This is a genomic window from Sphingobium sp. MP9-4 (assembly GCF_005281675.1).
Lineage (GTDB): Bacteria > Pseudomonadota > Alphaproteobacteria > Sphingomonadales > Sphingomonadaceae > Sphingobium > Sphingobium yanoikuyae.
On the sequence record NZ_LUFI01000041.1, the window covers coordinates 1 to 24,275 of the forward strand.

The window sequence follows — 24,275 nt, forward strand, 5'->3', positions numbered from 1 at the left end:
CGCTCGCGCCGGGATGTGACATAGGCGTCGGTCGGGGACAGCATTGGGGCTTGAGGGCGCAGGATTGGCAGTCATGCTGACTGGCGCGGTAGCGCATGAAACCATCCTTATCGACGCCGGGCCGTGGGCTGACATAGTCCCTGCGATGCTGGACGAGGTGCTTGCCGCCGGGACAGACATAGAGATCGTTCCGGTGGTCATAGCGGAACGCGGTGTGCTGGAAGCTGCCGGTCCTGCGGCTTGCATGGTCGAAGACGGGGATATGCGGCTCAATGCCGCGCTCATGGACGAGCCAGGCAAGATTAGCCGCATCGCCATAGCCGGTATCGGCAGCTAACCGTTGGGGCCAGATGCCGGAGCGCTCCAGTGTCCTGTCGATCATCGTTCACTGCGCTGCCACCTCAGCCTGACGGATGGCGGTGCTGACCTCCACATCGACGATCACGGCATTAGCCAGATCGATGAGGTAGTTGGTGCTGTAGGCGAAGAAAGCCTGCCCACCATGGGCACCCGTCCAGCGTGCTGCCGGATCAGCCGGCCACAGATATTTGGGCGTGACGGGCGACGCCGCTCCGAAGGCCACCTCGTCGAGCACCTCCAGATACTCCCGAACAGCATGATTGACGATATCCGGCGAGAGCCCCTCTGCGCCGGGAACGCCGCACTGGCGATTGGCGTCGGCCTTGATCAGACTGGCGTCCACGGCAAAGCCTTCGCCACCGACCAGTCCTTCCTGGATGCAACGCGAGACGGTCATCTCGAACAGCTGCCGTAACAGATCACTGTCCCGGAAGCGGCCGTGCCGGTTCTTCGAGAATGTTGAGTGATCGGGCACGGATCCGTCGAGACCGAGGCGGCAGAACCAGCAAGAGGCCAGATTGAGATGCACTTCCTCGCACGGCCGCCGCTCAGGCCGGATTCCCAGACAATAGCCGATCAGTAGCATCCGGATCATCAGTTCAGGATCAATCGAGGGCCGGCCCGTCTCGCTATAGAATGACCGCAGCTTCTCCCAGATCCCGTCCAGATCAACGAAACGATCCACCGCCCGCAACAAGTGGCTCTGGGGAACATGATCTTCCAGGCTGAAGCTGTAAAACAGCGCCTCCTGCATCACCGTCCAATCACCCATCATCAGCCTGTCTCCTAACAACAAAGCCAGTGAATCAGGGCCGCGCCATCACTGCAAGGCTGGGTTTTCAACAATATCGGTCGTTGGATGTCATCGCAAAACCGCCGGCTATGCGAAGGGGGGCTGTCCTATTTGGCGCAAGCCTGATCTATTCGAACCATGGAAAGTCGTCTCGATTTTGGCTGTACTGCTGACATTGTCGCTTTGGTGTCGCTTCGAGGTCGCCTGACTGCCGCGTCATGGGCGCGTAGCACGCGCAAATGGCCCGAAATGCCCTAACGGCACTGTGAACTTCGGACGAAAATAAACTGTCGCGTCGATTGCTGCGCTGACCGCCGGATGTTTGCGCTGTCCTACAAGCCGTCATCCAGCCTAAACTCAATCTGCTCCTTGATCTGTTGAGCCCCTCTCGCGCCTCATGGCCGCATCAGGCTGTCGGCTTTTTCTCGAAGCCGTTCAGCGCCTCGACCGGCGCGTTTGCCGCCTCGATCCGCGCGACCTTTGCTGCGGGCGGGCCATCCTGTGCCAGCGTGACGAAGTGATCGACCATGTCCGCCTCGCCCTGCACCAGCGCCTCGACACTGCCATCCATCCGGTTGCGAACCCAACCTGTGAGGCCCAGGCTGCGGGCGGTCTCGACCGTCCAGTTGCGATAGAAGACGCCCTGCACCTGGCCGAGGATCATCAGGTGGCGGGCGATGACCAGCATCAGCGGATCCGCTTGATCCAGGTCTGACCGCCTTCGCGCACTTCGGTGGTGAAATTGGGGATGGCGGCGATCAGATCGGACAGGCGCTTGAAGCCATAATTGCGCACATCGAAGCTGGAGCGGTTGCCGACCCGCTGGCCGACCGGCCCCAGCGCGACGAAACCGCGCTCGTCCCGCTTCGCCTCGTCATAGGCATCAATCAGCAGGCGCACGACTTCCGGGTCCACAGCCGCGCCGGTGCCCGCCGGTGCAGGCGTCGCCGCCGTCGGGGGCGAGGCCGGCGTTGCGGCGGGCTTTGCAGCCGCGCTGCTCTTGGCCGGCGTCTTCTTCTTGGGTGCTGCCGCCGGTTTGGCCACCGGCACCTCGACCGGGCGCAGAGCCGCGACGTCGATGAAGCGGGTGCAGGCGCGGCGGAAGCCTTCGGGCGCATTGGCGTTGCCGAAGCCATAGACCGGAATGCCGTCCTGGCGCAGGCGCGTCACCAAGGGGGTGAAGTCGCTGTCACTCGACATCAGGCCGAAGCCGTCGACGCGCCCGCTGGACGGCAGGTCCATCGCGTCGATCGTCATCTTCATGTCGGTGGCATTCTTGCCCTTGGTCAGGTCGAACTGCTGCTGCGGCTCGATCGCCTGCGCGACGGAGAGCGCCGCCCAGGTCTTGAGCGTCGCCTTGTTCCAATTGCCATAGGCACGGCGGATATTGACCGTGCCCAGCTCCGCCAGCACGGTCATCACCGCATCAAAATGGGCCGCCGACGCATTGTCCGCGTCGATCAGCAGGGCGATATTGCCGCGCCCTTCCTGCCGCATGGGCATGATGCGCCTCCCGTCAGGCTGCGGCGAAAACGCCGGTCTGTTCGTCCAAGATATGAAGCTGGCCATCGGAAATGGCGAAGAAGCTGCCGACCAGCTTCAGTTCGCCGCTTTTTTCCTTGGCCCGCACGCAGGGGAAGCTGCGCAAATTGGTAAGGCTGACCTTCACGCCTTCCTGCTCCATGGCGCGCTCAACCTCACGGTCGCGCTGGTCGCCATAGCGGTCCACCACCACGTCGCGGGCATCATCAAGCAGTTGTATCCAGTTATGGATGAAGCCGCCTTCACCCGGAGGCGCATCCTTGAGGTCATGGCTGAGCGCCGCCTTGCAGCCGCCGCACTTGCCATGGCCCATAACGACGATCTCGCCGACCTTGAGCACCTGAACGGCGAATTCCAGCGCAGCCGACACGCCGTGCCAGCCCGGATTGGTTTCGAACGGCGGCACCAGCGCGGCGACATTGCGGACGACGAAGATTTCGCCGGGGCTGGTGTCGAAGATCTGGGCCGGGTCGACTCGGCTGTCGGAACAGGCGATCACCATCACGCGGGGGCTCTGCCCTTCGTTGAGTTCGTCCCATCGTTCGCGCTGCTGGGACCAGCCGGTGTCACGGAAGCGGCGATAGCCTTCGAGCATGTCTGCAAAGTCGGTCATGATGATTGATGTGCCGCACAAAGAGAGGGCTGGCAAGTATGGTCCTGCATCGCTATCTGGGGCCGATGAACGACATTGCCCCGATCCCCGTCCCCGGTCAGCCCGCCACGACCGAGCGTGCCCGCAAGCCTGACTGGATCCGCGTCAAGGCGCCGACCAGCCCCGCTTATCACGAGACGCGCAAGCTGATGCGGGAAAAGGGTTTGAACACGGTCTGCGAGGAAGCGGCCTGCCCGAATATCGGCGAATGCTGGACCAAGAAGCACGCCACGGTGATGATCCTGGGCGATGTCTGCACCCGCGCCTGCGCCTTCTGCAACGTCAAGACCGGCATGCCGCGCAAGGTGGACGTCAACGAGCCGCAGAACCTGGCCGATGCCGCCGCCGAGATGGGGCTGGAACATATCGTCATCACCTCGGTCGATCGCGACGACCTGCCCGATGGCGGCGCCAGCCAGTTCGTCAAGGTGATCGAGGCACTGCGTCGCACGACGCCGGGCACCACGATCGAGATCCTGACTCCCGACTTCCGCAACAAGCATGAGCGCGCGGTCGCGATGATCGTCGAGGCGCGCCCGGACGTCTATAACCATAATCTGGAAACCGTGCCCCGGCTCTACCCGACCATCCGTCCTGGTGCGCGTTACTACGCGTCGCTGCGCCTGCTGGAGAGCGTCAAGAAGCTCGATCCGTCGATCTTCACCAAGTCGGGCATCATGCTGGGTCTGGGCGAGGAACGTCTGGAGGTTCATCAGGTGATGGACGACATGCGCTCGGCGGACATCGACTTCCTGACCATGGGCCAATATCTGCAGCCCACGCCCAAACATGCCAAGGTGATGGAATTCGTCACCCCGGCCGCGTTCAATGCCTATGCGGCGATCGCGCGGGCCAAGGGCTTCCTGCAGGTGGCGTCGAGCCCGCTGACCCGATCGAGCTATCATGCCGGCAAGGACTTCGCTGAGATGCGCGCCGCGCGCGAGGCAAAGCTGGCCAAGGCGGCCGCCGCAAAGGCCTGACCGGCGAATGCCCAAGCATAACGAGACCCGCCAACTGCCCTATAGTCCGGAACAGATGTTCGACCTAGTGTCGAACGTCTCGGCCTATCCGCAATTCCTGCCCTGGGTCAGCGCGATCCGTATCCGCTCTGACAGCGAGAGCGAGATGGTCGCGGACATGATCGTCGGCTTCAAGGGGATCAGCGAGAGCTTCACCTCGCGCGTCCACAAACATCGCCCGGACCATGTCCGCGTCGATTATCTCAACGGCCCGCTCAAGCATCTCCACAATGAATGGCGCTTCCGCGACGACGGGCAGGGCGGCGTGCTGGTGGATTTCGAGGTCGAGTTCGAATTCAAGAACCGGATATTCGAGATGCTCGCCGGTCAGTTTTTCGACAAGGCGCTGCGCAAGATGATCGGCGCGTTCGAAACGCGCGCGGCAGCGCTTTACGGCGCTGGCGAGTCGGGTAGCAGCAGTTCGAGCGCACACAACGCCGCCTGAAGGCGGACGCCGCCGCGGCCATTATCCTCGAAATGATGCATGTCGGCCACGACCTTGTCGGGGCTGCCGCCCCGTTCTGCGCGCGCGAACACGACGGTGCCGACCGGCTTCTGCTCGCTGCCGCCGCCCGGCCCGGCGATGCCGGTGATGGCGACCGCGACATGCGCGTGGCTTTTCTTGAGCGCGCCCTGCGCCATCGCCCAGGCGGTGGCGATGGAGACTGCGCCGAACGTGTCCAGTACATCGTGGGAAACTTTCAGAAGTTCCGCCTTCATGTCATTGGAATAAGTAATGAAACCTGCCTCGAAGACGTCGGAGGAGCCGGCGATTTCGGTAAGCGCTGCAGATACCAGGCCGCCGGTGCAGCTTTCGGCGACTGCGACGGTGCGGCCGGCGCGGCGGTTGGCGATGATGACCTTTTCGGCGAGGTCGACGAGTTGGGCGGGCAGGATGGTGTTGGGCATGGTCGGCTCAGAATAGCGTGGGGAGGGAGAGGGTGGCAACCGCCTGCGCGGCGATGCCCTCGCGCCGGCCGGCGAAACCCAGCCGCTCGGTGGTGGTGGCTTTCACGCTGATCCGGTCGAGCGGAACCGCCAATATCTCGGCGATCCGGGCGCGCATGGCGTCGCGATGCGGCCCGATCTTGGGCGCCTCGCAGATGATGGTGAGGTCGACATGGTCGATCCGGCCGTCCCGTTTCAGGACCAGATCGCGGGCATGGGCGAGAAAGCGATCCGACGAGGCGCCGCGCCATTGTGGATCGGACGGCGGGAAATGGCTGCCGATATCACCATCGGCGAGCGCGCCGAGGATCGCATCGACGATAGCATGGAGGGCGACATCGGCATCGCTGTGGCCGGCGAGGCCCCGGTCATGCGGGACCAGTACGCCGCCGAGCCACAATTCTTCGTTGGGCGCGAGGCGATGGACGTCATAGCCCATGCCGACGCGGGTGGTGCGGGCGTCCACGATGCGTGCTTCGGCGCGAGCGAAGTCTTCGGGATAGGTCAATTTCTCAAGCCTTTCATCGCCCTGCACCAAAATGACGTCATGGCCCCAGGCGCGCAATATCTGGGCATCGTCGGTTGCTTCCCTAGTTTCGTCCCAGTCGCGGTGGGCGGCCAGGATGGTCTCGAAGCGGAAGGCCTGCGGCGTCTGCACGCGATGCAGGTCGGCGCGATCGACGCCGTCGCCCATCTGCGCGCCCTCGCTGCGTACCAGCGTATCGGCGACGGGCAGGGCGGGGATGGCGCCTTCGGCATCTTCCAGCGCGGCCAGCAGCCGGTCGACGACCGATGCGGGCAGGAACGGGCGGGCGGCGTCATGGATCAGCACGACATCTGCGCCGCCGGCCGCTGCGATCGCCTCCAGCCCGGCCCGGACCGAGCCGCGTCGACTATCCGCGCCGGTGACGACATGGGCGATGCGATCGCCGAGCATGGCCTGGGCGCGGTCTTCCTCGCCTGCGCCCAGGACAATGTGGATGGCCGACACGCGGCCATGCGCCGTCAGCGCGTCATGGGCATGGGCCAGCACGGCCTTGCCGCCAATCTGCCGATATTGTTTGGGAATGTCGCCACCGGCCCGGCTTCCCTGCCCGGCGGCGACGATCAGCGCGACGATCCTGCTGTTCGATGTCATGCAGCGGCGCATAGACGCTCTGCCCCATGCTCGCCAACTACTAAAGCGCTACACATGGTCCGGGGCCCGCCTTGTCGTCGCGGCCATTTTCGGCTAAGGGCTGCCTGTTTTTTAGGCAGTGATAGAAGATGACGCGCAGGCTTTCCCCCATTTCCGTTGGACCGGTGACGGTCGACATGCCGGTCATATTGGCGCCGATGACCGGTGTCACCGACATGCCCTTCCGCACTCTGGTTCGCCGTTTCGGGTCGGGCCTCAACGTCACCGAGATGATCGCGAGCGCGGCGATGATTCGCGAAACGCGCCAGTCGCTGCAGAAGGCCGCCTGGCATCCGCTGGAAGAACCGGTGTCGATGCAGCTGGCCGGTTGTTCGCCGACGGAAATGGCCGAAGCCGCCAAGCTGAACGCTGATCGCGGTGCGGCGATCATCGACATCAACATGGGCTGCCCGGTGAAGAAGGTCGTTAACGGCGATGCGGGCAGCGCGCTGATGCGCGACCTGCCGCTGGCGGCGGCGCTCATCAAGGCGACGGTCGAGGCGGTCGATGTGCCAGTGACGGTCAAGATGCGCATGGGCTGGGATCATTCGAGCCTCAACGCGCCCGAGCTGGCGCATATCGCCGAAGATCTGGGCGCGAAGCTGATCACGGTTCATGGTCGCACCCGCTGCCAGATGTACAAGGGCAGCGCCGACTGGGGCTTCGTGCGCTCGGTCAAGGAGGCGGTCAAGCTGCCGGTGATCGTCAATGGCGACATCTGCTCGATCGAGGACGCGGAAACCGCGCTCGACCAGAGCGGCGCCGACGGCGTGATGATCGGCCGTGGCGCCTATGGCAAGCCGTGGCTGCTGGGCCAGGTGATGCACTGGTTCGCCACCGGCGAGCGTCGTGCCGACCCGAGCCTTGCCGAGCAATATGATCTGATTACAGAGCATTATCGGATGATGCTCGACCATTATGACAATATGACTGGCGTCAACATGGCACGCAAGCATATCGGCTGGTACACCAAGGGCCTGACCGGATCGGCGGAGTTCCGCAACACGGTCAATCAGGAGGCCGACGCGCAGCGGGTGCTGGATATGCTGGCCGCCTTCTACGAGCCGCTGATTGCGGCGGATGAACCGGCGGTGGCACTTCAGGCTGCATGACCATGCCATTGCCGTCCCTCCCGCCGCTCCAGATGCAGCAGGATGGACCATCCCTGTCGGAACTGATGACGGCGCTACCGGTCGCGACCTTGGTGGTGCGGCCGGATAACGGCATCGCCGATGCCAATGTGCGAGCGGAAACCCTGCTCAACATGGCGCGGTCGGCAATCATCGGTAGCGATGTTGCACGCACTGTGCGGATCGCCGAGGCTGGCGCGCGGTTCGATATCTGGCACAGCAACAAGCCGATCGCTGCCTATGATATCAAGGTCCATGCCGGGCGCACCGCCGAGATGGAGGTCGATCTGATGATTTCCCCCATCGTCGATCATGAGGGTTGGCGGGTCGTGTCGATCCATGCGCAGGGGCAGGCCCGCAAGATCGGCCATCGCGGCACGGCGGGCGGCGCGCGATCGGCGGTCGGCGCGGCGGCAATTTTGGCGCATGAGATCAAGAACCCGCTGTCGGGCATTCGCGGTGCTGCGCAGTTGTTGGAAACGAGCAATGGCGGCAGCGATGCGGCGCTGACCCAACTCATCTGCAACGAGGTCGACCGGATCGCCGCGCTGATCGACCGGATGCAGGATTTCACGACCGACCGCACGCTGGAATGCGGCCCCGGCAACATCTATCCGCTGATCGATCGCGCATCGCATATTGCGGCGGCTGGTTTTGCCAAGAATGTAAAAATTATAAAGCGTTATGATCCATCCCTACCATTCGCGATCATCAATGACGATGCGCTGGTGCAGGTGATGATCAACCTGCTGAAGAATGCGGCGGAAGCGCTGGAGCATGTCGAGCAGCCCTGCATTCGCGTGGAGACGGCTTTCCGGCATGGCATGTCGGTGCTGGTCGGCGATCGCAAGGGCAGCGCCGTGCTGCCGATCGAGATCGTGGTGATCGACAATGGACCGGGCGTGCCCGAACATATTCTGGACCACCTCTTCAACCCGTTCATCACGGGCAAGCGGGACGGGCAGGGGCTCGGCCTAGCACTGGTCGACAAGTTGGTTAGGGACATGAGCGGTTTCGTGCAATATTCCCGCGATCAGGAAGCCGGGGAGTCGACCTTCCGCATCCTGCTGCCGATGGGCATGGGCTGATGGCCGCGACGGGCACGGTTCTGGTCGTCGATGATGATCCCGCCATCTGCGTGGTGGTAGGGGAAGCTCTGCGGCGCCAGGGGCACAAGGTGAAGATCGCCGGATCGATCCGCGAGCGCACGGCGTTGATGGAGAGTTTTTCGCCCGACATTCTGATCACCGACGTCATGCTGCCGGATGGCGATGGGCTGGATGGCGTGGCAGAGATTATCGAGCGCAAGCCCGACCTGAATGTTATCATTCTTTCTGCACAGAACACCCTGAACACTGCGATCCGGGCGACGGAGAAGGGGGCGTTCGAATATCTTCCAAAGCCGTTCGATCTCAATGAGTTGACGCGCGCTGTTGCGGACGCCTTGGGGCATCGATCGGGCGGGGCGGACGCGAGCGAGCAAGGATTGCCGCATGATGGCCTGCCGCTGGTGGGGCGATCGCCTGCGATGCAGGAAGTCTATCGCACCATTGCCCGCGTTCTTTCCAATGATCTCAGCATATTGGTGCTGGGCGAGTCGGGGACGGGCAAGGAGCTGGTGGCCGAAGCCATCCATAGCCTGGGCCAGCGACGCACCCGGCCCTTCGTCGCGATCAACATGGCGGCCATTCCGCGCGAGCTGATCGAAGCCGAACTGTTCGGCTACGAAAAGGGCGCCTTTACCGGCGCGCAGGCACGGACCGCCGGCAAGTTCGAGCAGGCGCAGGGCGGCACCCTGTTCCTGGATGAAATCGGCGACATGCCGATGGAGGCGCAGACAAGGCTGCTCCGCGTGCTCCAGTCGGGCGAGGTGACCACGGTCGGCGGGTCGAAGCCGGTCCGCGTCGATGTCCGCATCATCGCCGCCACCAACAAGGATCTGCCGCGGCTGATCGAGGAAAACCGGTTCCGTCAGGACCTCTATTATCGGCTCAATGTCGTGCCGGTGTCGCTGCCGCCTTTGCGCGAACGGCGCGAGGACGTGATCTTGCTGGCGCGCCATTTCCTGGATCGGGCAGCGCAGGACGGCTTGCCGCGCAAGGCGCTGGCCGAGGATGCCGCGCAGTTGCTGATGGCCTATCATTGGCCCGGCAATGTGCGCGAGTTGCAGAATATCATGCAGCGGCTTGCCGTGCTGAGCCGCGAGAATGTGATCGCGGCCGACATGCTGCGCCACGCGCTGCCGCTGGATGCCGTGCCGGCCGACCATGCCGCACCCGCAGGGCAGCTTGCGCAGGCCGTGCGGGAATGGACCAAGCGGCAACTGGGCATCGGGCTGGGGCAGGCCAATCCCCAGTTGCATGACAATCTGCTGGCGGTGATCGAGCCGATCCTGCTGCAGGAAACGCTGGCCAGCGTCGATGGCAACCAGATCCGCGCCGCCGGCCTGCTCGGCATCAATCGCAACACGCTGCGCAAGAAGCTGACCGATTATGGCCTCGACCCGCTGCAACTGCGGCTGAGCGACTAGCGAGGGCGAGACGAAGCGCCCAATCGCATCGACCAGCGACATGGTTTTATGTAAAAACTGTGTTTGATCGGGCACGGCATTGTTGTAACGAAGCCACTATGACTGGTGCGGTGACAATCCCCCGACGGGGGCAGGCTTGGGCAAGGCTGATCCGGCCTTACCTGCGCAACGGTCGCCTGGCCGCCGCGATCGAAGCGGTCACGCTCATCCTTTTCCTGGGCACCGCTGGGCTGACCTATCGCCTGCTGTCCGGGCAGGACCAGTCCTACACCCTGTTGACCCCGCCGATCGTGGCGCTGTTGCTGGTCGCCAATCTGGTGCCGGCGATCGCGCTGCTGATGCTGCTGGGGCGTCGTGTGGCCAAGCGTCGGGCCGCAAAATCGGCGATCGGCAGCGATGGTCAGCTCCACGTCCGCCTGGTGGCGATCTTCTCCGTCGTGGCCAGCGTGCCGATGCTGCTGGTGGTGATCTTTGCGTCGCTGCTGTTCCAATATGGCGTGCAATTCTGGTTTTCGGACAGCGCGCGCGGCATGCTCCAGAATGCCAGCGATCTGGCGCGCGGCTATTATGAGCAGAATTTGCGCGAGGTCCGCGACGAGACGCTGACCATGGCGAGCGATCTGCGCGACTATCTGGGCCAATCGAGCGTTTCCAGTCCCCGCTTTGCCGAGGGCTATATCTATCAAGTGGTGACGCGAAAGCTGAACCGGTCGGCGATCATCGAGATCGGCAAGGACGGCGTGGCGCGGACCGCTGCGACGGTCGATCCCGAGAGCCGGCCGGCGTCCGAAATGTTGTCGGCCGATGTGGTCAAGCGCCTGGCGTCCGGCGAGGATGTGGTGGTGGCCGCCAAGCCGAACCAGATCGAAGCGGTGACGCTGCTTTACCCCAATTCCAAAATCTACCTCTATGCCACGCGCAATGCCGGCAGTTCGTCCTTCTCCAATGTGGAGCGGGCGCAGAAGGTGTTGGGTGATTATGATCTGTTCGCGGCGCAATCCCGCGCGTTGCAATTACGGTTCAACCTGCTGTTGTTCGTGGGATCGCTGTTGCTGGTCGGCATCGCCGTCTACATCGCGCTGGCGGTGGCGGACTGGATGGTGCGGCCGGTCAACGAACTGGTGACAGCGGCCCGCAAGATCACGGCGGGCGACCTGTCCGCGCGCGTGACCAGCCCGGCCAGCCGGGATGAAATCGGTACGCTCGCCTCCGCCTTCAACCGCATGACGCAGCGGTTGGAAGCGCAGACCGGCGCGCTGGTCGCGGCCAACAGCCAGCTTGATGAGCGGCGCGCCTTTATCGAGGCGATCCTGTCGGGCGTAAGTGCCGGCGTGCTTTCGGTCGATCGCGGCGGCGTGATCCAGTTGCTGAACAGCTCGGCCGCCGCGATCCTGGTGCGTGAAGGCGATGATCCGGTCGGACGGCCGCTGGCCGAGATTTCGGCTGAACTGGCCGAACTGGTTGCGTCGCAGGAGGATGCCGGGATTGTCCAGGTGCGCGCCCAAGGCGACCTCCGCACGCTGGCGGTCAAGGTGTCGGAAGATGTGTCCGGCCATATCCTGACCTTCGACGACATCACCCAGCAATTGTCGGATCAGCGGCGTGCAGCCTGGTCGGATGTGGCGCGGCGCATCGCGCATGAGATCAAGAACCCGCTGACCCCGATCCAGCTGGCAGCCGAACGCCTGCAGCGCCGCTATGGCGAGGAGGTGACGAGCGACAAGCCGACCTTCGCCCGGCTGACCGGCACGATTGTGCGGCAGGTGGGTGATTTGCGCCGCATCGTCGACGAATTCTCCTCCTTTGCGCGCATGCCCAAGCCGGTGTTCCGGCGCGAGGCGCTGGGCGACATCGCCCGCCACGCGCTGTTCCTGCACGAGGTGGCTCATCCCGATATTCGCTTCGCCTTCGACGCGGATGCCGGGGAGATGGAGATGGTGTGCGATCGCCGCCAGCTTGGCCAGGCGCTGACCAATATCGTCAAAAATGCGGTCGAGGCGATCGAGCCGAAGCCGGCGCCCGAGGATGGCGGGGTGCGCGGCCATGTGCGCATGCGCCTGCATGAGGCTGATGGCGCGCTGGTAATCGAAGTGCGCGACGATGGCATCGGCCTGCCGCCCGAACGTGAACGCATCCTGGAGCCCTATATGACCACGCGGTCGAAGGGGACGGGTTTGGGCTTGGCCATCGTCAAGAAGATTGTCGAAGAACATATGGGCGAAATCCGCTTCGATGACGCGGAAGGCGGGGGCGCGCGGGTGACGCTGCGCTTCCCTGTCGCAGCCCTGGAGAAACTGGAAGAGGGGCAGGTGGTTGCCTTGCCCAAAGGAAAAGTGACGGCCAATGGCGCTTGATATTCTGATAGTCGACGACGAAGAGGACATTCGCGATCTGGTTGCGGGTGTGCTGGAAGATGAGGGTTTTACCACCCGCACCGCCGCCAATAGCGACAGCGCGATCGAAGCGCTGGACAGCCGGCGCCCCTCGCTGGTGCTGCTCGATGTCTGGCTGCAGGGCTCGAAGCTCGACGGGCTGGAACTGCTAGAGGAGATCAAGCGGCGTGACGCGACCGTCCCGGTGCTGATGATCTCCGGTCATGGCAATATCGACACGGCGGTGGCGGCGATCCGCAAGGGCGCGGCCGATTTCATCGAGAAGCCGTTCGAGGCGGACCGGCTGCTCCATCTGGTGGCGCGCGCCACCGAGACCGAGCGGCTGCGGCGCGAGAACCAGACGCTGCGCGCGCGCTTTGGCCAGGATGATGAGCTGACCGGCACGTCGGCATCGATCAACGGCGTGCGGGCGACGATCAAGAAGGTTGCAGGCACCGGCAGCCGGGTGCTGATTTCCGGCCCGGCCGGCGTCGGCAAGGAAGTTGCCGCCCGCATGCTGCACAGCTGGAGCGGGCGGGCCGATGCGCCCTTCATCATCGTCGCCGCGGCGCGGATGGACCCGGACCGGGTCGAGGAAGAGCTGTTCGGCGTCGAGGATCCCAGCGGCTTGGTGCGTCCCGGTTATCTGGAACAGGCGCATGGCGGCACGCTCTATCTGGACGAGATCGCCGACATGCCGGTCACCACCCAGGGCAAGATATTGCGGGTGCTGACCGACCAGAGCTTCACCCGCGTCGGCGGGCAGCGGCAGGTGAAGGTCGACGTGCGCGTCATTTCCTCGACCGCGCGCAACCTGACGGCGGAGATCGAGGAGCGGCGCTTCCGCGAGGATCTCTTCTATCGGCTCAATGTCGTGCCCTTGCAGATCCCGTCGCTGTCCGAGCGGCGCGACGATATTCCGCCGCTGGTCGAGCATTATCTGGCGCGCTTCGCCGCCGATCGCCGGGTCAATCCGCCCGAGATCGCCAGCGATGCCATGGCGGCGCTGCAGGCCAATGAATGGCCGGGCAATGTCCGCCAACTGCGCAACGTGATCGAACGGACGATGATCCTGGCGCCGGGGGACCGGATCGGGCGGATTGAACTGGACATGTTGCCGGCCGAGCTGACGAGCGGCGGCGGCGGGGATGGCATCGGCCAGTCGGCGATCATGGGCGCGCCGCTGCGCGAGGCGCGTGAAAGTTTCGAACGGGAATATCTGCGCATCCAGATCCGCCGCTTTTCCGGCAATATCTCGCGCACCGCGACCTTCATCGGCATGGAGCGGTCTGCGCTGCACCGCAAACTGAAATTGCTGGGCATTACCGACGGAAAGGACGGCTGACGCTAGGGAAATTCCCGATGGCGATGTCAGGCATGGACGCCCCTTCGCAATTGCGGTAGGATTGCCTCGCCCTCGACAAGCGGGGGCAGGCAAGACACCTCCGCCCAGAGGTGCGAGAGCGGGTAACGTCCCGCCAATAAAGGACTGGCAAAAACCATGGCCGACAAAGTGAACAACCTTCAGGATATTTTCCTCAACAGCCTGCGCAAATCGAAGACCCCGGTGACCATGTTCCTGGTCAAGGGCGTTAAGCTGCAGGGCATCATCACCTGGTTCGACAATTTTTCCGTGCTGCTGCGCCGGGATGGTCAGTCGCAGCTGGTCTACAAGCATGCCATTTCGACGGTCATGCCGGCCCAGACGATGGACCTGACCGATCTGCGCAAGGCCAGTGACGGCAATGGCAAGCCGCGCCTGCTGCAGGAAATCTTCCTGAGCGCCGTGCGCAAGTCGGGCAGCCCGGTGACCATGTTCCTGGTCAACGGCGTGATGCTCCAGGGCGAGATCGCCGCCTTCGACCTGTTCTGCATGCTGCTCGAACGCGACGGCATGGTGCAGTTGGTCTACAAGCACGCCATTTCGACCGTGCAACCGCTCCATTCGCTCGACCTGTCGGGCGAGAACGAGCAGGACGACTGATCGTCCACGCCGCATCCGGTCTTCCCGCCGATCCGCGCGGGTAGACCGGAGCGCGGCCAGATGCTCTAAGCTGACATGGCCATATTCAATCGCGACTCCGAGGACGAAGTGGCGCGCGGTGCGCGTGCCGTCGTCGTGCATGCCGAAACCCATGGCGGCGACCGCCGCGACAGCGACGCCCGGCTGGAGGAAGCCCGTGGCCTGGCCCTGGCGATCGGCATCGATGTGCGTGCCGCCCAGAGCTTCCGCGTCCGCGACCGCAAGCCCGCCACGCTATTCGGTAGCGGCCAGGTCGACCAGATCGCCACGCTGGTGAACCAGGAAGAGGCCGAACTGGTCATCGTCGACAATGCGCTGACCCCGGTGCAGCAGAGCAATCTGGAAAAGGGAACCGGCGCCAAGGTGATCGACCGGACCGGGCTGATCCTGGAAATTTTCGGCGAGCGCGCCGCCACCAATGAAGGGCGGCTGCAGGTCGAACTCGCCCATCTCGACTATCAGGCGGGCCGGCTGGTGCGCAGCTGGACCCATCTTGAGCGCCAGCGCGGCGGTTTCGGCTTCCTCGGCGGTCCGGGCGAAACCCAGATCGAGGCGGACCGGCGCATGATCCGCGACCGCATGGCCAAGATCCGGCGCGAACTGGATCAGGTCACCAAGACGCGCGGCCTGCATCGCGCCCGGCGCCAGCGCGCGCCCTGGCCGGTGATCGCGTTGGTCGGCTATACCAATGCCGGCAAGTCGACCCTGTTCAATCGCCTGACCGGCGCCGAGGTGATGGCCGAGGATCTGCTGTTCGCCACGCTCGACCCGACGATGCGGCAGATCGTGCTACCGGGGCTGGACAAGGCGATCCTGTCCGACACGGTCGGCTTCGTCTCCGACCTGCCGACCCAGTTGATCGCGGCCTTTCGTGCGACGCTGGAGGAAGTGCTGTCGGCCGACATCATCGTCCATGTCCGCGACATCGCTCATCCCGATACCGAAGCGCAGCGCGACGACGTGCTGGACGTGCTGAGTGAACTGGGCGTGGCCGGCGAAGGGGCGCTGGAGCGCGGCGATGGCGAGGGCGATCCGCCGCCGATCATCGAGGCGTGGAACAAGCTGGACCTGCTCGACGCGGAGAGCGCCGCGCAGGCGCGCGAGATTGCGGCCCGGCATGATGATGTCGTCATCATCTCGGCCTTGACCGGCGAGGGTGTCGAGGGGCTGCAGCGGGCGATCAGCAGCCGGCTGACGCGCGGTGCGCGGGTTCACAGCCTGCGCCTGCCGATCGCCGATGGGGCCGCCCTCGCCTGGCTGCACGAGCATGGCGAGGTACTGGCAACGCGCCCGAGCGAGGCGGAGATGCAGGTGGATGTCCGCCTGTCCGACTCCGGCCTCGCCCGTTTCCTCAAGCGCGACCGTTAGAGCAAATTCCGATCCGACTGCGTCAGATCGGTTGCTCTAAGTTTTTGGTTTAACGCGTTTTCCGAGTCATCAGGTGATTCCACCTGATTAGAAAACGCTCTAATCGGGCAGTCGCGTCACGAAATCCTGTACGACGCGGGCCGAATTGGCCGAGGCGAGCGCCATGAAGACGCTCATCTGGTTCTGTTCGGCGTCGCCGCCGGCGAGATCCGAGAGGCTGCGGAAGGCGAGGAAGGGCACGCGATTGGCATAGGCGACCTGCGCCACGGCCGCGCTTTCCATGTCCAGCACCTGCGCCTGGAAGGTGGCGAACAGATATTGGCGATAGGCGGCATTGTCCATGAAGGCGGGGCCGCTGATACCGCGCCCGCCGACATGCAGGCTGGGCTGGTGCGGCAGGCATTTGGCAGTGGCGGCATCGGCGCAACGGGCCAGGCTTTCCGAGGATGACAGGGCGCGGGCGATGGCGAGCAAAGCGGGATCGGCCGGGAAGGCGCGGTGCCAGCTCTTGGCTTCGGCCTCATTGCCGACCTCGACATCGCGCGGGAAGATCATGCCATAATTGGGCAGGTCGTTGCCCGGCGTGCGGAAGATCGGCGCAAAGCCGCCCGGCGCCTCGCGCGCGATCGTGCTTTCCATGAACTGGCCCCAGTCGGCCGCGACCACGACATCGCCGATATGCAGCGACGGATCGATGCCGCCGGCAATGCCGGAAAAGAGGATGCGCTTCACCGCGAAGCGATCGACCAGCCACTGGGTGGTCATCGCGGCATTGACCATGCTGACGCCGCTCTCGACCAGCAGCACCGGCTTGCCGGCCATCTGGCCAAGCGTCACCGGTACGCCGTTGACGCGCACCGTGCGGGGCCGCTCGATCCGATCGACGAGCGCGGCATGTTCGGGCGGGAAGGCGGTCATGATCGCCGTGCGTGGTTGCTCGTCCAGTTTCTGGGCGAGGGCAGGGCTGGCGGTCAGCAGGCCGACCAGGGCGAGGAGATATTTCATGCGGCGGCAACCCAGGCAAAGCGGATGACGATCAGGATAGCGAGCAGGAAGAGCAGCCAGTCGGCGCGGCTCATCTTGCCGCGCAGCAGCTTCAGGATGGCATGGGCGACAATGCCGAAGGCGATGCCGTTGGCGATCGAGAAGGTGAGGGGGATGAGCGCGAGGGTGAGGAAGGCGGGGACGGCCTCGAACGGTTCTTCCCAGCTGACTTCCACCAGTGGCGCCATCATCAGGCTGCCGACCAGGATCAGCGCAGGCGCCGTCGCATAGAGCGGCACCAGGCCGGCATAGGGCGCGGCGAAGATGGTGACCAGGAACAGCAGGCCGGTGACGATGGCGGTGAGGCCCGTGCGCCCGCCCGCCGCAACGCCGGCTGCGCTTTCGACATAGGATGTGACGGTGCTGGTGCCCGCCGTCGCACCGACCATTGTCGCGGCCGCGTCGGCGATCAGGATGCGGTTGAGATTGGGCACGCTGCCGTCCGGGCGAGCGAGGCCGGCGCGCTTGGTCACCGCCATCAGCGTTCCGAGATTGTCGAACAGGTCGACGAACAGGAAAACGAAGATAATCTCCAGCACGCCGATGCCATGGCTGCCGGCGAAGACCGCACCAAGATCGAGATGGAAGGCGGTGCTGCCCAGCGCCGAGACATCATAGGGCGTCGGCGTGAAATGCAGCGCGCCAACCAGCCAGCCGAGCAGGGTGGTGGCAACGATGCCGATCAGGATCGCGCCGCGCACCTGGCGGATCGACAGGCCGGCGATCAGCGTCAGGCCGAACAGGGTGAGCAGAACCGGGGCCGAGCGGAGGTCGCCAAGCGCGACCGAGGTGGCGCTGTTGGAGACGACGATGCCGGCATTGCGCAGGCCGATGAAGGCAATGAAAAGGCCGATGCCGCTGGCAACCGCCGCCAGAAGATGCGGCGGGATGGCAGCCAGGATCATCTGGCGGATGCCCGCCAGCGTCAGCGCCAGGAAAGCGACGCCCGAGAGAAAGACGCAGCCGAGCGCGACCGGCCAGGGGATACCAAGGCCCAGCACCACCGAATAGGTGAAATAGGCGTTGAGGCCCATGCCCGGTGCCAGTGCCAGCGGCACGTTCGCGACCATCCCCATCAGAATGCTGGCGAAGGCGGCGGCGAAACAGGTCGCAGCGGCCACGCCGACCAGCGGCATGCCGGCCTCGCCCAGGATCGCCGGGTTGACCAGCACGATATAGGCCATGGTGAGGAAGGTGGTGATGCCGGCGACGATTTCCGTGCGCACATTGCTGCCGCGCGCGGCTATCTGGAACCGGCTGTCCAGCCAGGACGAGAGGGGAGCGGTCATCGCGCGCAACCGGGCAGGGAAAGGGAAGGGGCCATGGCCGGCCCGGACAGCGAAGTTGACACCAGATACCCCCTATGCGCGATGGTCGCGATTGCGCGCCCTATGCCGCTGTGCAAGCGCCGCGTCAAAGGTAACGATGCATCACAAATGTGTCGACCAGACCCAGCGTTGGATGGGCAAAGGCATCGGGCACGCGGCCGACAATGGCAAAGCCCATTGCCTGCCACAGCGCGACTGCGCGGCTGTTGGAGGAAACCACGAAATTATATTGCATCGCGCTGAAACCGAGATCGCGGGCCAGATCGAAGGAGGCCGCACACATTCGCCGGGCAACGCCGCGTCCGGTTGCGTGAGCAGCGGTCACATAGCCGGCATTGGCGACATGACTGCCGCCGCCCGGCTGATTGGCGCGGACGTAGAAGATGCCGAGCAGATTGCCATCCTCCTCGATGACGCGGACGGTGCGGTCCGGCGACAGCCACAAGGCAAGGGCGCCTTCGCGGCTGATGGCGCGATCGACCGCCAGGGTTTCGCCAGCGCGCAGCACGGGTTCCAGGATATCCCAGATCGCGTCATGATCCGCCGGTGTGACCGGCCTGATTATTCCGCCTGTTTCGCCTGCTGCCATAGCGCTTCCTTCTCGTCGAGCGACAGGCCCACGAACGCGTCGCCGGCGATTGCCTCCATCTGACGAAAACGACGATCGAACTTGGCATTTCCGCCACGCAAGGCGACTTCGGGGTCGATCTTGAGATGGCGTGCGAGGTTCACGACGGCAAAGAGCAGGTCGCCGACTTCTTCCTCCCGATGGGCATGGCTGGTCGCGCTGGCAACCTCGTCCAGTTCCTCATGGATCTTCGCTATCGCGCCCTGGGTGTCGGGCCAGTCGAAGCCGGTGCGGGCGGCCCGCTTCTGCAGCTTTTCGGCGCGCAGCAGCGCCGGAAGCGCCTGTGCCACGCCGGCCATGGCGCTCGGGTCGGGGATCTTATCGGCACGTTCGGCCGCCTTGATGCTTTCCCACTGGGCATGGCCATCCTCGCGCCGGGCGCCTTCGCCAAAGACATGGGGGTGTCGCCGGATCATCTTGGCGGCGATGCTGTCGATGACGTCCTGCAGGCGGAAATGGCCGGCCTGTTCGGCGATGCGGCTGTGGAACACGACCTGCAGCAGCAGATCGCCCAGTTCATCGCGCAGGTCGGCCATGTCATTGCGCTCGATCGCATCGGCCACTTCATAGGCTTCCTCGATCGTGTAGGGGGCGATGCTCGCGAAATCCTGCTCTATGTCCCAAGGGCAGCCCGTTTCCGGATCGCGCAGCCGCGCCATGACATCGGCGATCGGCATGATATCGGCGGGACTGGCTTTGGACATGGGAACCTTCGCATTGGCTGCTGATGGGCCTGCGGATAGGCGTTTGCCGGATACAAGGCCACCCCCGATGTCGAACGGAGCGCCGATAGGCGGAGATGGTGCCCATGGCGATGCGCGTTGGAGCCTGTGGGAGGATTATTCCGCTGCGACGGCATCCTCGTCCTTGACCGGATTGTTCGTCCGGACCTGCACGACCCGACCCCGGTCGAGATGAACGATGACGTCGGCAAGTGTGACAAGCGATGCCGTATGGGCTATGGCCAATATAGTGATATGGCCCCGCAAACCGGCAATCGCGGTTTCGATCTTGGTCTGTGCGTCCATGTCGAGCGCGCTGGTCGCCTCGTCCAGGATCAGCAGCCTGGGATGGCGCAGCAGCGCGCGCGCGAGGGCGATGCGCTGCCTTTCCCCGCCGGACAGACGGCTGCCACGATCGCCGACCACGGTATCGAGCCCCTGGGGCAGGGCACCGACGAACTGCCGGGCATTGGCGGCGTCGAGGGCGTTCCACAACTCCTCATCGCTCGCATCCGCCTTGCCGATGCGCAAATTGGTTGCGATGCTGTCATGCAACAGGAAGACATCCTGGGGCATATAGGCGATCTGGGACCGCCATTGCCGATCATCCTGGGGAAGGTTGACACCGTCGACCAGAATTTGGCCCTCGCTGGGATCGAGCAGCCCCATCAGCATGTCCGCTATGGTGCTCTTGCCTGCACCCGAAGGCCCGACCAGGGCAATGATCTTGCCGGCGGGCAATTCCAGATCGAGGTTCGCGATCGTCGGCGTGTCCGCGCCGTGATGGGTGATGGATACGCGATCGAAGCGGACATGCCGGGTCAGGAGCGGTACTTGAACGCGCTCCGGCCCGGCGGTGCGGTTCTGCTCCGCCGTGAAGATGCGCAGCAGCCTGGCGACATTCTCATAGCCTGGCAGGCAGAGGAGCAGTTGCTGGAGCGTGCTTTGCAGGGCGTTGAAGCGCGGCGCGAGGCGCATGAACAACAGCAGCATCGTCATCAGCTGCGGCAGGGGCAGCGCGATGACGGCATAGGCCACATAGACGAACAGGGCTGCGGCCGCACCGCTTGCCAACTGGAACAGAGCGGTACTGTTGGATGTCAGCCGGGCGAACTCGACAGTGCCGACGCGCAGCGTTTCCAGCAACCGATCCAAGCGTTGAAGATAATAGGGTTCGCTGTTGAAAGCCTTGGCGATCTTCATGCCGGTGATGAATTCGAACGCGACATATTGCCGTTCCTGCAGGGAATTCGACATGGATTGCGCATGGCGGGCGATCTTCCGGCGCACCGGGTACAGGCCGAACAGGGTCGCTGCGCCAACGGTCATGGCGAACAAGGTCATCTGCCAGGATATCAGCGTGGACAGCAGGCCATAGAGCGTCAGCCAGATGATATTCTGGCCAAATGACATGAGGCTGAAGACTGCGACCTGGATGCGATCGACATCGTTGCTGAGCGCATGGTTGAGATCCGACCCGCGCATGTTCGCGACCAGCGACCAGCGACCATAGCCGATGGCCGTGAACAGGCGCATGCGGATGTCGTCTACCGCCTGCTGCATCGTGCGGGTCATGAGGAGGAGGCGGCGGCGCGACACCAAGGCCTGAAACACCATGAGGCACAGCATTGCCGTCAGCAACCAGCCGAGCGATATGCTGCCAATCCAGGGCAGTTGAATGCTGCTCTGGGCCGCACCATGGTTGGTGCCGATCAGTTTCAGCAACGGGATCATCGCCAGCAGGGAGCAGCTTTCCAGAATGCTGCCGATCAGGATCAGCAACAGGATGACGGACGCCTGTCGGCCATATCCCCCGAGGGAAAAGCGCGCGAAATCGCTGATCTGACGGAACTGGCTCACCTATGGTCCTCGCAGTCGGCGCGGACGAGTTCGACCGTCTCTTCCAGTCGATTGAGGGCATGCGGGACGTGCAGCGTTGCCACCTGGACGCAACGGGCCAGGGCAGCGCAGCCCTGCATGTGACGGGCCTCGTCGGCGGGCGAGAGCGCTGCCTTCCCGAAACGGGTTATGTAGGAGTAGCGCAGGATCGCCGACAGGGCCTGGGTTCCGGCAAGTCGGGTGAGGCCGGGCTGATCCCCCACGCGGTCGAGAACATAGAGGCGTTCGGGTTGAAGCTGATCATGGCGGAAATCGCCCATCAAGCGATGCTGGCGTTTGGAAAAGCCGGGATAGACCAATGGCAATGGCTGCGCTTCGGCCAGTTGCATGGCGTCTGCGGCCTCTTCCGCGAGCTTGAGCTGGCCATAGGCCGGCAGGATTTCGAGCGTGCCGTCCGGGTTGGCGCGGATCGCCAAGAGGTCGTCCGTCAGCAGACGATGGCCCGCCCGGAGGAAGGCTGCGGCGGTGGTGGATTTGCCCGCCAGTTTGTCGCCAACGAAGATGACGCCATGCCCGTCCAAGTCGATCGCGCTGGCGTGGAGCGTGATGTAGCCGCGCATGTGCAACGCCAGCGCCATGATCGGCCCCAGCAGAGGAAAGGGGAGGTAGGTCACCGGCGTATCGGGATAGGGCTGAATCTCGATGAGGTCGGGGCCGTGGAACTGGAAGGCCGCAACGTCGGGCCATGCCAGGAAATGCGTCCCGTCCGTGCGGAACTGCGTGATCACGCCCTCCTCGCGCGACGGCAAGGGCAGGTCGCGGCTGTAGATGATGCGGATGTCGGGCACGGATCCCGCCGGGGCGGTCGTCAGTTCCGGCAGCGGAACATCCGATTCGATCGTCAGCCCAAAGGCACGATAAAGGGACGAGGCCTTGCTGGCGGGGGCAAGGGCGGGCTGAGGCGTTGGGCCCATCTTCATGTCATCCTCCTGCATGTACGATGTGAAATTTGGCTCTCGGAGCAGCGGGCCGGGATCGTCTTGCAAGCCAGCGGCCCAGGCTTGCGATCCGGTAGGCAGCGAATAAGGGGGCGGCATCATTGGCCATGGACTGGTCGAACTGCGTGATGGCCGTGCGGGCCACATCGATGTCGACAAATGGCGCCAGCATGTCAGCCTGCGCATCCAGCATCGTCAGCAAGGATGCCCGGTGACGCGCCATGCCTGTTCCCAACTGGCCGGCAAAATTGAACTTGTCGCGCCGCAGTCGGACCTGCTCTGGCAACAGGCCTGCCATGGCGTTCCGCAGGGATGCGCGCGGATAGCCATTGTCGAGCTTGGCGTGGGCCGGGAGCGATACGCAAAATTCGACAAGACGGCGATCATAGAATGGGAAGCACAGGCGCACCCCGGCTGCAGCGGCCGAACGATCGAGCACTTCAAACGCATAGGGTTGTTGTGGCGATGTCAGGGTCGACAGGTGGCGCTGCTGCTCGGTCTGATAGGCCGAGCGGCTGGGCATTGTCGCTGCGCGGCGCAAACCTATGTCCGTACGACGGACTAGGTCTGGTGCGACGAGCGCGGTCGTGAAATTCGGTGAGGTGCGGGGCGGATGTGCATGGTGGACGATGCGCCGCCAATTCTGCCGGAATCGCCGTATCGTCGCGATGTGATCGAAATGGGGGGACGCTGCCTGCCAGGTCGAACAGCGGAGAATATGGGCCAAGCCATGTGCTTCGCGCAACAAGGTGGCCCAGCGCCGTTCCATCGCCAGTTCGTTCAGCCGCCCAAACCCGTGGGAAACGACTTCATCGCCGCCATGTCCGTCCAGAAGGCGGGGAAGCCCCAGTTGCCGGGCCCTGTGATAGAGGCGTCGTGAACTGCCCAGATTGTAGGCGAGGCAGGGGCCGTCCTGTTCGGTCAGGATCATGTCCAGTTCCTGCAGCGGATCCTGATGCTCAGTGGGCAGGAAATGAGGGGTAAAACGCCCTGCTTGCAGAATGGCTTCTATGTGCGGGCCATCCGTCCAGTTGGGACTTGTGTCGAACGTCATGGACAGGCTTGGCACGGGCGGTTCCGCCGCCTCCGCCCGCAAGCGCGATGCCATCATGGCGATGGACGAGGAGTCCAGCCCTCCGCTGAGCAGCACGCCGGCTTGTTCGCTGATCCGACACGAGACCGCCTGTTCGAACAAATGCCGAAACTGCTCGGCGGTTTCCTCATCCTTGGGCGGCTGCGATGCCGCCAGATGCCAGTAACGGCTGATGGTGAGTTCGTCGCGAGTGACCTGAATGACGTGCCCTGGCGGCAGACGCCGGATTTCGCGATATAGCGTCGTCTGGGCATCGCCGACTATGCCGGCGACAAAATCTGCTGCACCAACTTCGTCGATGGCGGATGAAATCTCCGAACCGAGCAGCGCGCCAATCGTTGTCGCCGCCATGAACAGCCTGGGCGAAGCATGATAGTAGAACGGGCGGACGCCGAAATGATCACGGGCGCCAAATAATGTCTGTGTCGCTTCGTCCCAGAGCACAAAGGCGAAGTCGCCCAGCAACATGGAGGCGCAGTCTGCGCCATAGCGCTCGTACAGCGCGGCGATCAGGCTGGCTTCAGGGAGAGCGGGGCGGGGGGGGAGGCCGAGCCGTGCCTCGATTTCCGCGCGATTGTCGAGCCGGACATCGGCGGCGACAATGAGGCCCGGACGCCGCTTCTCATGGTCCAACGCCTCCATGCCAGCCCCGGCAAGAATCGTCGGGCCGCTATCGATCGCGCAACGAACCCCGCGTGATACCAGGGCG

21 protein-coding genes and 1 pseudogene are annotated in these 24,275 nt (G+C 64.1%); 9 read left to right on the plus strand and 13 right to left on the minus strand.

The features are described 5' to 3' along the window. The 4 genes and pseudogenes from A0U87_RS14040 to A0U87_RS14055 form a co-directional block, all read right to left on the minus strand. Positions 1 to 1,135 (minus strand): annotated as a pseudogene (locus tag A0U87_RS14040) (IS1182 family transposase); the annotation flags it as partial. Positions 1,136 to 1,559: 424 nt separating this feature from the next. Next, entirely contained in the window at positions 1,560 to 1,841 is a 282-nt protein-coding gene (locus A0U87_RS14045; protein WP_048936500.1) for an acylphosphatase, read from the minus strand. After that, entirely contained in the window at positions 1,841 to 2,656 is an 816-nt protein-coding gene (locus A0U87_RS14050) for an NYN domain-containing protein (RefSeq protein ID WP_137405644.1), read from the minus strand. Before A0U87_RS14050 ends, A0U87_RS14045 begins: the two co-directional genes overlap by 1 nt. 13 nt (positions 2,657 to 2,669) lie before the next feature. Further along, positions 2,670 to 3,308, minus strand: a complete 639-nt coding sequence (locus A0U87_RS14055) for a carbonic anhydrase (RefSeq protein ID WP_048936498.1) — start codon at positions 3,306 to 3,308, stop codon at positions 2,670 to 2,672. A 38-nt stretch (positions 3,309 to 3,346) separates the two neighbouring features. On the opposite strand from A0U87_RS14055, the gene lipA reads away from it, so the two are divergent. Together lipA and A0U87_RS14065 are read left to right on the plus strand one after the other, a co-directional pair. Next, positions 3,347 to 4,327, plus strand: coding sequence for a lipoyl synthase (gene lipA / locus A0U87_RS14060; RefSeq protein WP_048936497.1), 981 nt, complete (start codon positions 3,347 to 3,349; stop codon positions 4,325 to 4,327). Between the two features lie 7 nt (positions 4,328 to 4,334). Beyond that, positions 4,335 to 4,811 carry a type II toxin-antitoxin system RatA family toxin gene (locus A0U87_RS14065; RefSeq protein ID WP_026109377.1) on the plus strand — a complete coding sequence of 159 codons (477 nt, stop codon included), beginning with the start codon at positions 4,335 to 4,337 and terminating at the stop codon, positions 4,809 to 4,811. Here A0U87_RS14065 and A0U87_RS14070 read toward each other — a convergent pair. Then, entirely contained in the window at positions 4,757 to 5,275 is a 519-nt protein-coding gene (locus A0U87_RS14070; RefSeq protein ID WP_004212578.1) for a CinA family protein, read from the minus strand. The two genes, A0U87_RS14065 and A0U87_RS14070, sit on opposite strands and share 55 nt — an antisense overlap. Positions 5,276 to 5,282: 7 nt before the next feature. Then, positions 5,283 to 6,464, minus strand: coding sequence for a bifunctional 2-C-methyl-D-erythritol 4-phosphate cytidylyltransferase/2-C-methyl-D-erythritol 2,4-cyclodiphosphate synthase (locus A0U87_RS14075; RefSeq protein ID WP_048936496.1), 1,182 nt, complete (start codon positions 6,462 to 6,464; stop codon positions 5,283 to 5,285). A gap of 116 nt (positions 6,465 to 6,580) precedes the next feature. Here A0U87_RS14075 and dusB point away from each other — a divergent pair, with 116 nt between their 5' ends. From dusB to hflX, 7 genes are all read left to right on the plus strand, one after another. Next, positions 6,581 to 7,603 carry a tRNA dihydrouridine synthase DusB gene (gene dusB / locus A0U87_RS14080; protein WP_048936495.1) on the plus strand — a complete coding sequence of 341 codons (1,023 nt, stop codon included), beginning with the start codon at positions 6,581 to 6,583 and terminating at the stop codon, positions 7,601 to 7,603. Further along, the gene (locus A0U87_RS14085; RefSeq protein ID WP_037491486.1) at positions 7,600 to 8,709 is read left to right on the plus strand and encodes an ATP-binding protein; all 1,110 of its coding nucleotides are present in this window, start codon (positions 7,600 to 7,602) and stop codon (positions 8,707 to 8,709) included. Before dusB ends, A0U87_RS14085 begins: the two co-directional genes overlap by 4 nt. Continuing rightward, positions 8,709 to 10,151, plus strand: coding sequence for a nitrogen regulation protein NR(I) (gene ntrC / locus A0U87_RS14090; RefSeq protein WP_048936494.1), 1,443 nt, complete (start codon positions 8,709 to 8,711; stop codon positions 10,149 to 10,151). The genes A0U87_RS14085 and ntrC overlap by 1 nt, the downstream gene beginning before the upstream one ends. 98 nt (positions 10,152 to 10,249) lie before the next feature. After that, positions 10,250 to 12,505, plus strand: a complete 2,256-nt coding sequence (locus tag A0U87_RS14095; protein ID WP_010339368.1) for a HAMP domain-containing histidine kinase — start codon at positions 10,250 to 10,252, stop codon at positions 12,503 to 12,505. After that, positions 12,495 to 13,868: a sigma-54 dependent transcriptional regulator gene (locus tag A0U87_RS14100; protein ID WP_048936493.1), complete on the plus strand. Its 1,374-nt coding sequence runs from the start codon at positions 12,495 to 12,497 to the stop codon at positions 13,866 to 13,868. The genes A0U87_RS14095 and A0U87_RS14100 overlap by 11 nt, the downstream gene beginning before the upstream one ends. Before the next feature lie 156 nt (positions 13,869 to 14,024). Beyond that, positions 14,025 to 14,507, plus strand: coding sequence for an RNA chaperone Hfq (gene hfq / locus A0U87_RS14105; RefSeq protein ID WP_004212587.1), 483 nt, complete (start codon positions 14,025 to 14,027; stop codon positions 14,505 to 14,507). Positions 14,508 to 14,582: 75 nt separating this feature from the next. Beyond that, a complete protein-coding gene (gene hflX / locus A0U87_RS14110) occupies positions 14,583 to 15,914 on the plus strand; it encodes a GTPase HflX (protein WP_037519752.1) in 1,332 nt (443 codons plus the stop codon). Between the two features lie 99 nt (positions 15,915 to 16,013). Here the strand turns inward: hflX and A0U87_RS14115 are convergent, their stop codons facing one another. The 7 genes from A0U87_RS14115 to A0U87_RS14145 form a co-directional block, all read right to left on the minus strand. Then, positions 16,014 to 16,919 (minus strand): 5'-methylthioadenosine/S-adenosylhomocysteine nucleosidase, encoded by a 906-nt coding sequence (locus A0U87_RS14115; protein ID WP_048936491.1) that lies wholly within the window; start codon positions 16,917 to 16,919, stop codon positions 16,014 to 16,016. Then, positions 16,916 to 18,247, minus strand: a complete 1,332-nt coding sequence (locus A0U87_RS14120; RefSeq protein ID WP_048936490.1) for an NCS2 family permease — start codon at positions 18,245 to 18,247, stop codon at positions 16,916 to 16,918. Before A0U87_RS14120 ends, A0U87_RS14115 begins: the two co-directional genes overlap by 4 nt. 124 nt (positions 18,248 to 18,371) lie before the next feature. Then, complete coding sequence (locus tag A0U87_RS14125) at positions 18,372 to 18,875, minus strand: GNAT family N-acetyltransferase (RefSeq protein ID WP_048936489.1); 504 nt, start codon at positions 18,873 to 18,875, stop codon at positions 18,372 to 18,374. Then, positions 18,848 to 19,618, minus strand: a complete 771-nt coding sequence (gene mazG, locus A0U87_RS14130; RefSeq protein ID WP_048936488.1) for a nucleoside triphosphate pyrophosphohydrolase — start codon at positions 19,616 to 19,618, stop codon at positions 18,848 to 18,850. Before mazG ends, A0U87_RS14125 begins: the two co-directional genes overlap by 28 nt. Positions 19,619 to 19,753: 135 nt before the next feature. Continuing rightward, positions 19,754 to 21,496 carry an ABC transporter ATP-binding protein gene (locus A0U87_RS14135; protein WP_048936487.1) on the minus strand — a complete coding sequence of 581 codons (1,743 nt, stop codon included), beginning with the start codon at positions 21,494 to 21,496 and terminating at the stop codon, positions 19,754 to 19,756. After that, the gene (locus A0U87_RS14140; protein ID WP_107917686.1) at positions 21,493 to 22,455 is read right to left on the minus strand and encodes a hypothetical protein; all 963 of its coding nucleotides are present in this window, start codon (positions 22,453 to 22,455) and stop codon (positions 21,493 to 21,495) included. Before A0U87_RS14140 ends, A0U87_RS14135 begins: the two co-directional genes overlap by 4 nt. Position 22,456: 1 nt before the next feature. Next, the gene (locus tag A0U87_RS14145; protein ID WP_240700562.1) at positions 22,457 to 24,208 is read right to left on the minus strand and encodes an asparagine synthase-related protein; all 1,752 of its coding nucleotides are present in this window, start codon (positions 24,206 to 24,208) and stop codon (positions 22,457 to 22,459) included. Positions 24,209 to 24,275: the final 67 nt, after the last annotated feature.

Coding starts and splice junctions, on each gene's coding strand:
- A0U87_RS14045 (WP_048936500.1), bottom strand. CDS start 1,841: ATGCTGGTCATCGCCCGCCACCTGATGATCCTCGGCCAGGTGCAGGGC.
- A0U87_RS14050 (WP_137405644.1), bottom strand. CDS start 2,656: ATGCCCATGCGGCAGGAAGGGCGCGGCAATATCGCCCTGCTGATCGAC.
- A0U87_RS14055 (WP_048936498.1), bottom strand. CDS start 3,308: ATGACCGACTTTGCAGACATGCTCGAAGGCTATCGCCGCTTCCGTGAC.
- lipA (WP_048936497.1), top strand. CDS start 3,347: ATGGTCCTGCATCGCTATCTGGGGCCGATGAACGACATTGCCCCGATC.
- A0U87_RS14065 (WP_026109377.1), top strand. CDS start 4,335: ATGCCCAAGCATAACGAGACCCGCCAACTGCCCTATAGTCCGGAACAG.
- A0U87_RS14070 (WP_004212578.1), bottom strand. CDS start 5,275: ATGCCCAACACCATCCTGCCCGCCCAACTCGTCGACCTCGCCGAAAAG.
- A0U87_RS14075 (WP_048936496.1), bottom strand. CDS start 6,464: ATGCGCCGCTGCATGACATCGAACAGCAGGATCGTCGCGCTGATCGTC.
- dusB (WP_048936495.1), top strand. CDS start 6,581: ATGACGCGCAGGCTTTCCCCCATTTCCGTTGGACCGGTGACGGTCGAC.
- A0U87_RS14085 (WP_037491486.1), top strand. CDS start 7,600: ATGACCATGCCATTGCCGTCCCTCCCGCCGCTCCAGATGCAGCAGGAT.
- ntrC (WP_048936494.1), top strand. CDS start 8,709: ATGGCCGCGACGGGCACGGTTCTGGTCGTCGATGATGATCCCGCCATC.
- A0U87_RS14095 (WP_010339368.1), top strand. CDS start 10,250: ATGACTGGTGCGGTGACAATCCCCCGACGGGGGCAGGCTTGGGCAAGG.
- A0U87_RS14100 (WP_048936493.1), top strand. CDS start 12,495: ATGGCGCTTGATATTCTGATAGTCGACGACGAAGAGGACATTCGCGAT.
- hfq (WP_004212587.1), top strand. CDS start 14,025: ATGGCCGACAAAGTGAACAACCTTCAGGATATTTTCCTCAACAGCCTG.
- hflX (WP_037519752.1), top strand. CDS start 14,583: ATGGCCATATTCAATCGCGACTCCGAGGACGAAGTGGCGCGCGGTGCG.
- A0U87_RS14115 (WP_048936491.1), bottom strand. CDS start 16,919: ATGAAATATCTCCTCGCCCTGGTCGGCCTGCTGACCGCCAGCCCTGCC.
- A0U87_RS14120 (WP_048936490.1), bottom strand. CDS start 18,247: ATGACCGCTCCCCTCTCGTCCTGGCTGGACAGCCGGTTCCAGATAGCC.
- A0U87_RS14125 (WP_048936489.1), bottom strand. CDS start 18,875: ATGGCAGCAGGCGAAACAGGCGGAATAATCAGGCCGGTCACACCGGCG.
- mazG (WP_048936488.1), bottom strand. CDS start 19,618: ATGTCCAAAGCCAGTCCCGCCGATATCATGCCGATCGCCGATGTCATG.
- A0U87_RS14140 (WP_107917686.1), bottom strand. CDS start 22,455: ATGAAGATGGGCCCAACGCCTCAGCCCGCCCTTGCCCCCGCCAGCAAG.
- A0U87_RS14145 (WP_240700562.1), bottom strand. CDS start 24,208: ATGGAGGCGTTGGACCATGAGAAGCGGCGTCCGGGCCTCATTGTCGCC.